We start from the raw sequence: 14,851 nt of genomic DNA on the forward strand, positions 1-14,851 counted from the left end.
TGCCTTTCACCGGCAAATTTAGAGCAACATCATTTTCCCCGAAAGCAGATATCGGACATAAGAGGATAAAAAAAGGACAAACCCTCACCAGATATATTCTGATGAGGGTTTGTCCTTGTAAAAGCGGCATTATTCTGCCGCGTATTGTTTAGGGGGAAGTCCGAACTCTGCCTGAAAACATTTAGAAAAATAAGAGTGATTGGAAAAGCCTACCATATACATTACCTCTGCCACTGTAAACTTTTTCTGCTGCAACAACATGGCTGCTTTTTTCATGCGGATGGACTTGATATATTCCACAGGGGTCATTCCCGTCAGCTGTTTCAGTTTGCGGTACATCTGCTTGTTGTTGGTCGCCGCCCAGTCACAAAGAGTATTCACATTCAGCTCGGAATCCGAAATATGCTCTTCTATCAAGCGAGTGACATTTGCCAGAAATTTCTCGTCATACGAAACGGCCTCTATCGCTTTCGGAGTAGCAAGTACCTCCATACGCGCCTTGGCCTCATGAGTCTGCTTGCTGGAGAGTAACTGCTCTACCCGCAAGAGCAGGATATCCGGCTCGAAAGGTTTGGCTATGAAGGTATCAACGTGTAACTGTATACTCTCAAGTTCTGTCTCCTTATCACTCTTAGCCGTCAGCAGAATGATCGGGATGGTGGATGTAGGGATATGTTTTTTCAAACGCCGTACCATCTCTAACCCATCCATTACAGGCATCATTACATCCGAAACAATCAAATCGGGCAGCAATTCCATGGCAAGCTCCAATCCGGATTTGCCATTTTCTGCCACACGACAGCGATATTTGGCATGCAGAATCTGGTAAATGAATTCCGCCACTTCCGCATTATCATCTACAATCAATACAAGAGGAGCATCCGGTGAAAGAATATCCGGTGATGAATCAGGTACCCCTACCGGAGCTGTCTGCTCTTGATTCACAACCGGCAAAGTCAGGGTTACCGTAGTACCAACATTCTCCTCTGACATCAGCCGAACATTGCCACCATGCAATTCCGTATAGGTTTTCACCAAATAAAGTCCGATTCCAGTTCCCTCATTTTTTCCCGCAGTCTTGGATGATTGGAAGAAACGCTGGAAAATATACGGTTGGTCCTGAACTGGTATTCCGGTACCGGTATCTGCCACAGAAATATACACCTCCCTCCCACCTTCGGGAGCATCCAAAGAAAGAGTAACGGTTCCGCCTTCCGGCGTATATTTTACAGCATTGGAAAGCAGATTATCCAAAACAGACTCCAACTTGATGGCATCCATCTGAATGTATAGTTGTTCCCGATTCGTCCGAAATTCACAAGCGAGCTGTTTTTCCTTCATTTTTCCTTCTGTATAGAGTGCAAGCAAATCACGTGCAAAAGAGACCAGTTCTATCTGTGATAAAATCAATAAAGTCCTATTGCCGCTATCCACCCGGTTCAAGTCCAGCCCTTGATGAATCAATGAATTCAGTTTCATGGCATTGCGCTGAACCAATTCGAGCTGCTTCTTCTCCTGCTGATTCCTAATTTCCGGCAACATCCTGCTGATAGGGGCAATAATCATACTTAAAGGTGTCTTGAGGTCATGGGAAAGATTGGTAAAGAATTCCAGTTTGGCACGCGACTGTTCCAAAATCTTCTCCTTTTCCAAATGTTCCAGCTTCAAGCGGTTTTTCACACGGAAAAAGTGAATGGTCCAAACAATCAAAGCGCAGCATAACAGCATATAAAATGCCTTCGCCCACGAAGTATAGTACCATGGTGGAAGGATATGGACATCCAGACTATATATTTGTTCAAAGGGTTTGCCATAGGAATCCAGCTTACTTGCCATTAACCGATAGTTTCCATAATCCAGATTATTATAAATGATGCGGTTGGTATTGGGAGCCAGAAGAGTCCACTCACGCTCTACCCCTTCCAGACGATATACAATCCTGCTTTTCTCCTCCAGCGAGTAAGGCAAATCCGACAGTTCAAAAGCAAGATTATTCTGGTTGTACTCCAAGTTTATCTGTTCCATAAGACGGATGCTCCGGCAGTTTTTCTCCGAACCGGGCAAATAAAGCCGGTTATTCACATAAAGGGCTGTCAGCAATAACGGGCGTTCCGGATGTTCCGCCAGCAATGCATCCGGGGAGGAAATGGCAAAGCCATCCGCTGTGCCCAAGTATAGTTCACCCTCTTTCCTATCAAAGAACAAGCTGGTAAAACGTTTGTCGGCAATACTCAGGCGTCGCACTTCCAATGTCCGCTGGTCTGCCACCCAAAATCCGTCAGTAGTGGATATCCATATCTTTCCTTCAGCCTCTATCATGGAAAGCACTTCATAATGATTGAAAGCATCGAACGGCAAAACCTTTACCCTATTATCCGAAGGCTCCACACGCATTACTCCACCGGGAAAGCCAATCCAAATACAACCATCCTCGGCACACAAGACAAAATTGGGCCTTTGCCCCTCCTTGAACTCTCCTGAAGCAATATGGGTAATATTATTGGTAGAAGAATTTATTTTCTCAACACTGTTGGCACTACTGAGCAGGGCCAGTGCATTTCCTTCACTGTCGGGAACCATCTGGTTGATGAACATACCCGACAAACCATTGTGTATGGAATAGGTTCCTTCGGCTACATATGGGTGTGTAGAGGCATGCAGCAGTTTATGTTTGTCCACGACAAAAATACCGCCCAAACAAGTAGCTACCCATAACTTTCCATTCTTGTCTTCGAAAAGACCATATGCCCAGTTAGTATTGTAGCGACGGGTACTGTCTACTATACTATAAGGTATAAACTGGCGGCTTTCCTCATCATAGCGGCTGATGCTCCCGTCTGTTGCCACCCAAAGGTATCCGTCCCGGTCTTCATACAACTGTCGTACCCGGTTATGGGTCAAAGGAAAATTCTTATCTCCCATCTTGTACCAGGTAACATCCCTGCCCTTTCCCGGCACCCGGCCTTCCGGCCTTTCCTCCTCAGAAAACGTGAAACGGATAAGTCCATTTGTTCCCCCAAACCAAAAATTACCATGCACATCACGCAACATGGAATAAAACTGGTTTCCTTCCCCCGTCCCGGTAATCCGCGATATGGGAACATAGCGTAATGTCTCTTTACAACGTGCCATGGATATGCCATAGTCCGTCCCCAGCCAGATATTCCGTTCACAATCCGCATAAACAGTCCATACAATGTTGTTGGACAGTGACTGGAGGTTCCGCGAATCATGCACGATATGCTGTAAAGGTGAATCTTCTCCGTATATGTACAGTCCATTGTCTGTCCCCACCAACAATTGCCCATATCCATCCAAAGCCATTGATTTGACAGAATTGTCATGAAAAGCATCAATTCTCTGTATTTGCCCGTCGGCAGGAGTATATTTGAAAAGACATCCTTCCGTACCTATCCAAATACATTTCCTCACCGCATCTTCCAACAAAGAGTTTACAAACAGATTACTTTTATTCCTGCTAGCAGGTAGTTCTATCATTTCAAAACGTCCGGTAACGGATGTATAGCGGCAACAGCCATTATAGGTACCAATGTAAAGCTGATGGTCTGAAGAATGGATAAGAGAGTAAATTGTCTGATGAGGGATACCTTCTTTTACGGAAGAAATCTCACGGGTCTGTGGATGATACGTATACAGCCCGTTCAGTGTGCCCAACCACAGCAACCCATCGTACATCACCAGTGTACGGATGTCCGTCGGAAAATCAATTCCCGGTTCCTCATAAGTATCTGTCCGGTAATTGTATATCAATAACCCGTTGTCTGCTCCCAGATAAAGATAGGTACTGTCTACTACTTCTCCGCAATAAATACGCGTATTGCTACGTTCGCCAAAAATGAAATGCGGTTGGGTGGAATAGCCGTCATAGCTGAACAGACCTTTATCCGAACCTATCCATATCAGTCCTTGTGTATCTTGCAGAAAACAGCTGATGACAGATGCCTCTGTCCCTAAACTGATATTCTGAAACAACCGGTAATCGGGCTTCTGTGCCCACATATGGCAAGGAAGGACAGTCTGTAAAAGTATAAAAACAAAAAGAATATATTTGTACATACTCAAGGTTATATTCATTAAAGGTCCGGACAAAGATAAGAAACCGCAATCGTTTGCACAAACTTACAACCCGATAAACCTCAACGAATAAGCACAATTTACCATATTACGTTATTTTTGCAATCGGATTAGGGAAGTTTACCTTATCTTTGTCCTCAAAACTATACCATGAATAAACCGCAGATTACCATCAAGGATATTGCCCGGGCGCTGAATGTCTCTCCTTCCACCGTGTCAAGAGCGCTGAAAGACAATCCGGACATCAGCAAGGAAACTCGTGACCTTGTACATGCCTATGCGCGCGAACATAACTACAAGCCCAATGTACTGGCTGTAAACCTCCGCGCAAGCCGCAGCAATACCATCGGCGTCATTGTTCCCCAGCTGGTACACCACTTCTTTTCCTGCGTATTGAGCGGAATTGAGAAAGCGGCGGCAGATGCCGGATATAATATCATAGTGGCGCAGAGCAGCGAATCGTACGAGCAGGAAGTGAAGATTGTGCATTCTTTCCTTGCCGCCCGTGTCTGCGGAGTCATCGCTTCACTTGCCAAGGACACTTCCCAATACGACCATTACCAGGAACTGCTGAACAACGACATTCCCATCGTCTTTTACGACCGTATCTGCACGGGACTGAAAACCGAGCGAGTGGTGGTGGACGACTATGCCGGCTCCTTTGCCGCCGTGGAATACATGATACAGACCGGATGCAAGCGTATCCTTTTCTATGGTGCGGCTCCCCACCTGGAGATTACCAAAAATCGCCGGAACGGCTACCTGGATGCCATGAAGAAGTATAAAATTCCGGTGGACGACAGCATGATTCTGTTGTGCGACACCCGTGAACGCGCCATCTCCATCACTCCCGACCTGCTGGAAAGCGAAGACCGCCCTGACGGTTTCTTTGCCATCAACGACGAGACAGCTTCGGGCATACTGTATGCCTGCAAACTGGTCGGCGTAAAAGTTCCCGACGAAGTATCCATCTGCGGATTCACCGACGGAGCCATTGCGCAAAGCACCGACCCGAAGCTGACTACCGTGGAGCAGCATGGCGAGGAAGTAGGTAAAAGCGCTTTCAGCATTCTGACCGGAAGGCTGGAGGGAGAAGAGAAAAGCAACAACAAGATAGTACGTACCAATCTGGTGATAAGAGGAACAACGAAATAATAAAACATATTAAACCATCATGAAAGTAAAACCCGATTTAAGTTTCTGGAAGCTGTGGAACATCAGCTTTGGTTTTTTCGGCGTACAGATTGCATATGCTTTGCAGAGTGCAAACATCAGCCGTATCTTTTCCACTTTGGGTGCAGACCCGCATAATTTGAGCTATTTCTGGATACTGCCGCCGTTGGCAGGTATCATTGTACAACCCATTGTGGGAGCCGCCAGTGACAAGACCTGGACACGCTTCGGACGGCGCATCCCTTATCTGTTTATAGGTTCGTTGGTGGCCGTACTCGTCATGTGCCTGCTACCCAATGCCGGAAGCTTCGGCATGGCAGTAAGTACAGCCATGATTTTCGGACTGGTATCGCTGATGTTCCTCGATACCTCCATCAATATGGCCATGCAACCCTTCAAAATGATGGTGGGTGACATGGTGAATGAGAAACAAAAAGGGCTCGCCTACTCCATCCAGAGTTTTCTCTGCAATGCAGGCAGCCTGGTAGGCTATCTCTTCCCGTTCATCTTTGCATGGATTGGCATCAGCAATACAGCTCCCCAAGGAGTAATCCCCGACTCGGTGATTTACTCATTCTACATCGGAGCAGCCATCCTTATCTTCTGCGTCATCTACACTTCGATCAAAGTAAAAGAGATGCCGCCTGCCGAATATGCAGAGTATCACGGCATCACCGAAGAAGAGGAACATGAAAAGACCAACATGCTGAAGCTGCTCATCAAGGCTCCGAAAGCATTCTGGACTATCGGACTGGTACAGTTCTTCTGCTGGTTTGCCTTTATGTTCATGTGGACCTATACCAACGGCAGTATCGCTGCCAATGCTTTTGACGCCCCTACAGTGGAGCACCTGGTAGATGGTGTGACCAAAATAGTACTCGACACCAAGAGCCTGCAATATCAGAATGCCGCCGACTGGGTAGGCGTACTGTTTGCCGTGCAAGCCATCGGCTCTGTGCTTTGGGCCATCTGCATACCGATGTTCAAGGACCGCCGCCGCGTCTACTCACTCAGCCTTGTTCTGGGAGGTATAGGTTTCATTTCCACCTATTTTATGCATAATCCGTATATGTTGTTCATTTCCTTCCTGCTGATAGGTTGTGCATGGGCTGCCATGCTGGCACTGCCGTTCACCATCTTGACCAATGCACTGAGCGGAGGACATATGGGTACCTACTTAGGTCTTTTCAATGGTACCATCTGTATTCCACAGATTATTGCGGCAGCTTTGGGCGGCAGTATTCTGTCCTTGTTTACTCCGAAAGGAGTACTGCCCCCCGAAATCAATATGCTTGTATTGGCAGGAGTGATGCTGATAATAGGTGCTTTCTGTGTATATTTAATTAAAGAGACTAAGGGAGAGAAATAGAACCAAGCTCCTACTTCTGCACACAGATGACACAGATAAGGCAGATGAACATGGATTATTAGACAAACTTATCCATGTTCATCTGCCTTATCTGTGTCATCTGTGTGCTATATTATCTTTTTTAATCCCCTCCCTTCCCCTTTCACTATTTTTGTCCTCACTCTTCTCTTTTATTTCCGCATATTGCGTATCTTTACGGCGATAACTACAGAAAACACGTCGCCATGAAAAAATACCTCAAGACCGATGAATGGAACATCATCGAAGACCAATTCCACCCCGACCGTCAACGGATGTCGGAAAGTATATTCAGTCTCGGAAACGGACGTTTCGGGCAACGGGGGTATTTTGAGGAGCCTTACAGCAGTGACAGTTACCGTGGTTCATTTGTGGCCGGCATCACTTTCCTGGACAAAACCCGCGTAGGATGGTGGAAGAACGGATTTCCCCCATATTACACCCGTATACCCAAGGCTGCTGACTGGAGCCGCATCAACCTGCGCCTCATCGATGAGGAACTCGATTTGGCAGGCTGGGATGTCGACAGCTTCAACCGCCGCCTGGATATGAAGGAAGGTATCTCCTACCGGGACATGGAAGTGACGTCTCCTCGCGGAAACCAGCTCCACATCCATGTAGAGCATATCACAAATATGGCAAGACCCAACCTCTGTCTCATCAAGTACAGCGTGTCTTCCATCAACTATACCGGCAGAATCTCACTCGTGCCCATCCTTGACGGGAATATAGTAGACGATGCCGACCTGCCAAACCTGAAAATATGGAACATACTGCGTTCCGGTTCTACCAGCAGCTGTGCCTATCTCTGGACACAGACCCGCCGGGAAGATGCACAAGTGTGCTACGCCATGACTTACCAATTCTTCAAAAACAACAAGGAAACCACTGCCAACCCCATACGGATAGAAAAGGAAAAGCAGACCGGTTTCAGCGTAGGTGCCGACGTAAAACCCGGAGACAACGTGACACTCATCAAATACACCGCCATCGCTTCTTCTCTTTACCACGAACGGAGTGAATTGGTGGAGCACTCCATGACCGAGGCACGCGAAGCCAAGAGCATAGGCTGGAATACGCTGGTAGAAGAGCATCGAAGGGCCTGGCAGGAAATCTGGGACGAAACGGATGTCGTCATCGAAGGGGACCCGGAAGCACAACAAGGTATCCGGTACAACATATTCCAGCTGTATCAGACTTACCGGGGAGATGATCCGCGCCTGAACATCGGCCCCAAAGGATTCACCGGAGAAAAATATGGCGGAAATACTTATTGGAACACGGAACTGTGTTGTGTACCGTTTTTTCTGCTCTCCACTCCCAAAGAGATTGCAAAGAACTTGCTGGCATATCGGTACAACCAGCTTCCCAAAGCCATCGAAAACGCCCGTAAACTGGGTTTCAAGGACGGTGCAGCGTTGTTTCCGCAGGTAACCAACAATGGAGAGGAATGCCACAGTGAGTGGGAAATAACCTTCGAGGAAATCCACCGTAACAATATCATTGTCTATGCCATCGTTCAGCATGCAGCGCTGACGGGCAATATGGACTATATCGCTAAATATGGCCTGGAAGTAATGATTGCCGTCAGCCGTTTCTGGAGACAACGGGTATCCTTCTCCCAACCCAAACAGAAATATGTCATACTGGGGGTTACCGGCCCGGATGAATACGAAAACAATGTGGACAACAACTGGTACACTAACTATTCCTGTATACAGTGCCTCAAGATGACCCTCCGTTTTCTGGAAATGGTGGCACAGCAATATCCAGATGAATATGCCCACATACGCCGCATCACCAATCTCGACCAAGTGAAGGAAAGTGCCCGGTGGAGAGACATCATCGAACACATGTATCTGCCGGAAGACAAGGAACGGGGTATTTTTATCCAAAATGACGGCTATATGGATAAAGTACTGGAAAGTACAGATAACATTCCTGCCGAAGAACGCCCCATCAACCAACATTGGTCATGGGACCGCATTCTGCGCTCTTGCTACATCAAGCAGAGTGACGTGTTGCTCGGACTTTACCTCTATTATTTCTATTTTGACACGGAAACCGTCCGCCGCAATTTCGAGTTCTATGAGCCGATGACCGTACACGAATCCTCCCTTTCTCCCCACATCCATTCCATCCTGGCTGCACGCATCGGCAAAGTGGAAAAAGCTTACCAGCTTTTCCTGCATGCCACACGGCTTGACCTGGACGACTACAACAACGAAGCAGACCAAGGTCTGCACATAACCAGTATGCCCGGCAGCTGGCTGGCCATTGTACGCGGATTTGCAGGTATGCAGGTGCTGAAGGAGACGTTGTGTTTCTCCCCTGTCATACCGCAAAAATGGGACAGCTATTCATTCAAGGTGAATTATCTGAAAAACACACTTCACATACGGGTAGGAAAAGAAATCGAAATCTCGCTTACAGCAGGCAGCAAAGTGGACATACAAGTCTACGGACACCCATATACGCTGGAACGGGGGACGGAATTGAAAATTAATATGCCAATGTGCCAATGACCTGCGGCGTGATAGCGCAGCATAAACATTGCGCAGCCAATTAGCACATTGGCACATTAAATCATCATTTATCCTATAACCGGGAGAACATTTGGTTGTTTTCCCGGTTTTATGTTTTTATATATACCTGAACGAATAACTATATACTTGTTTACCAATGAAAAAGATGTTTCTTTTCGCCCTGGTCATGGCGTTGCTCATCACGTCGTGCGGGCAAAAACAAAAGGGTAGCAATACCCTTATCCGACCGGTGAAGACTGCGCAAGTCAGTTCACAGTCGGTTATCCGCAAAGACTTCTCCGGAATAGTGGAAGCCGTGGAATATGTGAGACTTGCCTTCCGCGTCAGCGGACAAATCATCAGCCTCCCGGTTGTAGAGGGACAGCGGGTAAAAAAGGGGCAACTGATTGCCGCCATCGACCCACGCGACATCTCCCTGCAATATGCAGCCGACAAGGCTGCCTACGAAACAGCTGCCGCACAAGTGGAACGTAACAAACGGCTGCTTGGCCGCCAGGCTATCTCCGTGCAGGAATACGAAATCAGCGTAGCCAACTATCAGAAAGCAAAATCCACTTACGAGTTGTCCGGCAACAATATGCGGGATACGCGGCTGACAGCCCCTTTCGAGGGTTCCATCGAAAAACGGCTGGTAGAGAACTATCAGCGTGTCAATGCAGGAGAAGGGGTTGTACAGCTGGTAAATACACAGAAGCTACGAATCAAGTTCACCGTACCGGATGATTATCTCTATCTGCTCCGTGCCAAAGACGTAAAGTTCAAGGTGGTGTTCGACAGCTACCCCACAGAGGCTTTCGATGCCAGACTGGAAGAGTATCTTGACATCTCCACAGCAGGGACGGGTATTCCGGTGACAATAACAATTGACGACCCGCACTTTGACCGTACACGTTATGACGTAAAACCGGGATTCACATGCAAAATAAAGCTGGCATCGGATGTCGCTCCCTTTCTGGAAGAAAAGCTGATGAATGTACCGTTAAGCGCCGTATTTGGCGACAGTGAAAACCGGAAAACGTATGTATGGGTGGTGGAAGGTAATAAAGTCAGTCGCCGCGAAGTGACCGTTTATTCTCCAACGGGAGAGGCAAACCTGCTTATTTCTAAAGGGTTGGAACCGGGAGAAACCGTTGTGACGGCCGGAGTATACCAGCTGACAGAAGGAGAAGCAATAAAGGTACTAATGTGATTAATCACATTGGCACATTACATTCCCCATTTATCTAAAAAATATTCATTATGAATCTAGCCCAATATTCATTAGACAACACGAAGATAGTCTACTTCTTTCTGGCTGTGCTGCTTATCGGCGGTATACTGTCATTCGGCAGGTTGGGAAAGAAGGAAGACGCACCTTTCGTCATCAAGTCGGCAGTCATCATGACACGCTACCCGGGAGCGGAGCCGGCAGAAGTGGAACGGCTCGTCACCGAACCCATCTCCCGAGAAATACAGTCGATGAGCGGCGTCTACAAGATAAAGTCAGAGTCTATGTACGGACTCTCCAAGATAACCTTCGAACTGCAACCGTCACTCTCTGCCGCATCCATTCCGCAGAAGTGGGACGAACTGCGGCGTAAAGTGCTCAATATACAGCCCCAACTGCCCGCAGGCTCTTCTGTACCGACCGTCTCGGATGATTTTGGAGACGTTTTCGGCATCTATTACGGCCTGGTGGGTGACGACGGTTTCTCTTATGAAGAAATGAGAAACTGGGCGGAACGAATCAAGACACAAGTCATCACGGCAGACGGTGTGATGAAGGTAGCCCTTTTCGGTACACAGACAGAGGTCATCCATATATTCATCTCCGTAAACAAGCTGGCAGGAATGGGTATCGACCCCAAGCAGCTGGCCAGCCTGCTACAATCGCAGAACCAGATTATCAATACGGGTGAAATCAGCGCCGGAGAACAACAGTTACGCATTGTGGCCAACGGTACCTACACGACTGTCGATGATATCCGCAACCAGGTTATCACTACCTCCGGCGGACAAGTCAAGCTGGGTGACATCGCCATCATTGAAAAGGGATACATGGAACCTCCCGGCAATATCATGCACGTCAACGGAAAGCGCGCCATCGGTATCGGCATCTCCACCGACCCGACAAAGGATGTGGTAAAAACCGGTGAACTGGTAGACCGGAGGCTTGCCGAACTCATGCCCCTCATCCCCGTGGGGCTGGAACTGGAAAGTCTGTATCCCGAAAACGTGATTGCCAAAGAAGCCAACAACGGGTTCATCATCAATCTGATAGAATCCATCCTGATTGTGATTGTAATCATCATGCTGGTGATGGGCATGCGTGCAGGAGTACTGATTGGCTCTTCCCTTATATTCTCTATCGGAGGCACACTGCTCATTATGTCGTTTCTTGGCGTAGGTCTGAACCGGACCTCCCTCGCCGGATTCATCATAGCCATGGGAATGCTGGTGGACAATGCCATCGTGGTGACAGATAATGCCCAAATTGCCATTGCCCGCGGCATCGACCGCCGAAAAGCGCTGATAGACGGTGCCACCGGTCCCCAATGGGGATTGCTGGGAGCAACGTTCATTGCCATCTGTTCGTTTCTGCCACTGTATCTGGCTCCCTCTTCCGTAGCCGAAATCGTGAAACCGCTATTCGTAGTGTTGGCCATTTCCCTGGGATTAAGTTGGGTGCTGGCGTTGACACAAACCACTACATTCGGCAACTTCATACTGAAAGCAAAGGCTAAAGATGGTAGCAAGGACCCATACGACAAGCCTTTCTACCATAAATTCGCCTCCATCCTCAGCACACTGATACGCAAGAAGGCGTTGACCCTTGGAAGCATTACAGCACTGTTCATCCTCTCCCTCATCGTCATGGGGCTGATGCCCCAGAACTTCTTCCCTTCTCTGGACAAGCCCTACTTTCGGGCAGATGTATTCTATCCGGACGGGTACAGCATCCGCGAAGTAGAAACCGAAATGAAAAAGGTGGAAGCGCATCTGATGCAGCAGCCGGAAGTGAAACGGGTATCCGTCACATTCGGCAGCACACCGTTGCGTTACTATCTGGCCTCCACTTCCGTCGGTCCCAAACCTAACTTCGCCAATATCCTGGTGGAAGTAACGGACAGCAAATATACCAAGAAGCAGGAAGAGAACCTTGATGCCTACATGAAGGCCAACTATCCCAATGCCATCACCCGTACCATGTTGTTCAAACTCTCTCCTGCTGTAGATGCCGCCATTGAAATCGGGTTCATCGGCAATAACACGGATACGCTGGTCATGTTGACCAACAAGGCTCTGGACATCATGCACCGTGACGGCGAACTTATCAACGTGCGCAACTCCTGGGGCAATAAGATACCGGTATGGCATCCCGTTTACAGTCAGGAGCGTGCACAACCGTTGGGTATCTCCCGTCAAAGCATGGCACAGAGTATCCAGATCGGTACGAACGGCATGACACTTGGGGAATACAGGGAAGGAGACCAGGTACTTCCCGTTCTGTTGAAGGATAAAACTATCGACTCTTTCCGCATCAACGACTTGCGTACACTCCCCGTATTCGGCACTGCACGCGAAACAACCACTCTGGAACAAGTCGTCAGCCGGTTCGACTTCCAGTACAAGTTCTCCAATGTGAAAGACTACAACCGGCAGATGGTGATGATGGCGCAGGCCGACCCACGCCGCGGTGTGAATGCCATTGCCGCCTTCAACCGTATATGGAAGCAAGTGCAAGAAGAGATTGATGTGCCCGAAGGTTACACCATGAAATACTTCGGAGAGCAGGAAAGCCAGGCAGAAAGCAATGCCGCACTGGCAGCTAACCTGCCGCTGACATTCTTCCTTATGTTCGTCACCTTGCTGTTTCTGTTCCGCAGCTACCGGAAGCCGATTGTTATCCTGCTGATGCTGCCGCTTATCTTTATAGGTATTGTACTGGGACTGGTGGTATTGGGGAAATCATTCGACTTCTTCTCCATCCTCGGCTTGCTGGGGCTGATTGGAATGAATATCAAGAATGCCATCGTGCTGGTGGACCAGATTGATACGGAAACCGCTGCCGGAAAAGCACCGCGTGAAGCCGTTATCAGTGCAACGACCACCCGTATTGTCCCGGTGGCCATGGCATCGGGTACCACTATCCTGGGAATGTTGCCGTTATTGTTCGACGCCATGTTCGGCGGCATGGCGGCAACCATCATGGGTGGTTTGCTGGTAGCCTCGGCATTGACACTATTCGTGCTGCCGGTGGCTTATTGCGCCATTCATAAAATCAAGTGAGAGAACATTCAACAATTTACAGTTTACCAATTGAATGATGAAAACAAATATACTTATTCTATCATTACTGTGCTCAGGACTGAATGCCGGGGCACAACAAGCATATCTGAGCCGCGAAGAATACCGCGACAAGGTAGAAGCATACAGCCAGATTCTGAAACAACAGCATCTGAAAACATTCGCCAGTACCGAGGCACGCAAGATTGCCTCCACCGGTTTCCTGCCCCAGATTGACATCACTGCCGAGGGTACCGCCAATCTCAATCATCTGGACCAATGGAACAGTCCGAAAGGAGACTACCACCCTTATACCTATCAGGCACTTGCCACCTTGACGCAGCCGCTTTATACCGGAGGTTCCCTAATAGCCCAAAAGAAAGTGGCGCAAGCCGAAGAGGCACTGGACCAACTTACCACAGAGCTGACCCTCGACCAGATACACTATCAAAGTGACGCCGTCTATTGGAATGCCTCTGCCGCCCGTGCCGGTCTGAAAGCCGCGGCTACCTTTCAGGATATTGTACAACAGCAGTACGACATCATCCAAGACCGCTTTGATGACGGTGCCATCAGCCGCACAGACTTGCTGATGATTTCCACCCGGCGTAAGGAGGCCGAATTGCAGTACATCAAGGCACGCCAAAACCATACCCTTGCCCTGCAAAAACTGAATATCCTTATGGGCTCGGAACCGGACGCTCCCATAGACAGCATAGCCGAAATAGATATACCGACTGCCTCCATCATACCTCTGGGCCTGGATGATGTGCTGCTTCGCCGGGCAGAATATGCCAGTACCTCCGTGAACATCGCCCGCAGTGAAGCGCAACGGCATGCCGCCCTCAGCCGCTACAACCCACAAGTCAACATGTTCCTCGCTACCGGTTGGGATACGGGAATCACCTATATGGGGCAGGATGTACCTCATACTCCCGTCGTAGGAGTCAATGTCAGCATCCCCATCTTCCGTTGGGGAGCCCGCTTCAAGACAAACCGCCAACAGAAAGCCTATATCGGCATACAGAAGCTGCAACAAAGCTATGTAACGGACAATATTCTGGAGGAACTCTCCGCAGCCACCACAAAACTGACGGAAACTGAACAGCAAGTCAAGACGGCCCGGGAGAATATGATACTCGCCGAAGAGAATCTGGGCCTTGTCACCTTCTCTTATAATGAAGGAAAAGCCAGCATGGCAGATGTGTTGTCCGCACAACTCTCGTGGACGCAGGCACACACCAACCTAATTGATGCGTATCTGGCAGAGAAGATGGCGGTGGCTGAATATTGGAAGGTGGTTAGTGAATGAAATGCCCCTCAAAGAAAAACATACAAAAAACTCCGGCATAGCTTTACAAAGCCATACCGGAGTTTCTTTATA

At 48.5% G+C, this 14,851-nt stretch carries 7 protein-coding genes; 6 read left to right on the forward strand and 1 reads right to left on the reverse strand.

The window, feature by feature from the left end:
- Positions 1 to 129: 129 nt before the first annotated feature.
- Complete coding sequence (locus tag DXD78_RS09435; RefSeq protein ID WP_034528576.1) at positions 130 to 4,077, reverse strand: two-component regulator propeller domain-containing protein; 3,948 nt, start codon at positions 4,075 to 4,077, stop codon at positions 130 to 132.
- A gap of 168 nt (positions 4,078 to 4,245) precedes the next feature.
- Here DXD78_RS09435 and DXD78_RS09440 point away from each other — a divergent pair, with 168 nt between their 5' ends.
- The 6 genes from DXD78_RS09440 to DXD78_RS09465 all read left to right on the forward strand — a co-directional run bounded on the left by DXD78_RS09440 (position 4,246) and on the right by DXD78_RS09465 (position 14,779).
- Complete coding sequence (locus DXD78_RS09440; protein ID WP_009036572.1) at positions 4,246 to 5,250, forward strand: LacI family DNA-binding transcriptional regulator; 1,005 nt, start codon at positions 4,246 to 4,248, stop codon at positions 5,248 to 5,250.
- A gap of 19 nt (positions 5,251 to 5,269) precedes the next feature.
- A complete protein-coding gene (locus DXD78_RS09445) occupies positions 5,270 to 6,637 on the forward strand; it encodes an MFS transporter (protein WP_009036571.1) in 1,368 nt (455 codons plus the stop codon).
- Positions 6,638 to 6,861: 224 nt separating this feature from the next.
- Entirely contained in the window at positions 6,862 to 9,180 is a 2,319-nt protein-coding gene (locus tag DXD78_RS09450; RefSeq protein WP_009036570.1) for a family 65 glycosyl hydrolase domain-containing protein, read from the forward strand.
- 157 nt (positions 9,181 to 9,337) lie between these two features.
- The gene (locus DXD78_RS09455; RefSeq protein ID WP_009036569.1) at positions 9,338 to 10,390 is read left to right on the forward strand and encodes an efflux RND transporter periplasmic adaptor subunit; all 1,053 of its coding nucleotides are present in this window, start codon (positions 9,338 to 9,340) and stop codon (positions 10,388 to 10,390) included.
- Positions 10,391 to 10,440: 50 nt separating this feature from the next.
- Positions 10,441 to 13,470: an efflux RND transporter permease subunit gene (locus DXD78_RS09460; RefSeq protein WP_009036568.1), complete on the forward strand. Its 3,030-nt coding sequence runs from the start codon at positions 10,441 to 10,443 to the stop codon at positions 13,468 to 13,470.
- A gap of 34 nt (positions 13,471 to 13,504) precedes the next feature.
- Positions 13,505 to 14,779, forward strand: coding sequence for a TolC family protein (locus DXD78_RS09465; protein WP_009036567.1), 1,275 nt, complete (start codon positions 13,505 to 13,507; stop codon positions 14,777 to 14,779).
- Positions 14,780 to 14,851: the final 72 nt, after the last annotated feature.

Origin of the sequence: Bacteroides sp. D20 (assembly GCF_003436255.1) — a bacterium.
Lineage (GTDB): Bacteria > Bacteroidota > Bacteroidia > Bacteroidales > Bacteroidaceae > Bacteroides > Bacteroides uniformis.

Excerpts from the sequence above, each read along its gene's own strand:
- DXD78_RS09460 (WP_009036568.1), top strand. The coding sequence starts at position 10,441 with ATGAATCTAGCCCAATATTCATTAGACAACACGAAGATAGTCTACTTC.
- DXD78_RS09450 (WP_009036570.1), top strand. The coding sequence starts at position 6,862 with ATGAAAAAATACCTCAAGACCGATGAATGGAACATCATCGAAGACCAA.
- DXD78_RS09435 (WP_034528576.1), bottom strand. The coding sequence starts at position 4,077 with ATGTACAAATATATTCTTTTTGTTTTTATACTTTTACAGACTGTCCTT.
- DXD78_RS09445 (WP_009036571.1), top strand. The coding sequence starts at position 5,270 with ATGAAAGTAAAACCCGATTTAAGTTTCTGGAAGCTGTGGAACATCAGC.
- DXD78_RS09455 (WP_009036569.1), top strand. The coding sequence starts at position 9,338 with ATGAAAAAGATGTTTCTTTTCGCCCTGGTCATGGCGTTGCTCATCACG.
- DXD78_RS09440 (WP_009036572.1), top strand. The coding sequence starts at position 4,246 with ATGAATAAACCGCAGATTACCATCAAGGATATTGCCCGGGCGCTGAAT.
- DXD78_RS09465 (WP_009036567.1), top strand. The coding sequence starts at position 13,505 with ATGATGAAAACAAATATACTTATTCTATCATTACTGTGCTCAGGACTG.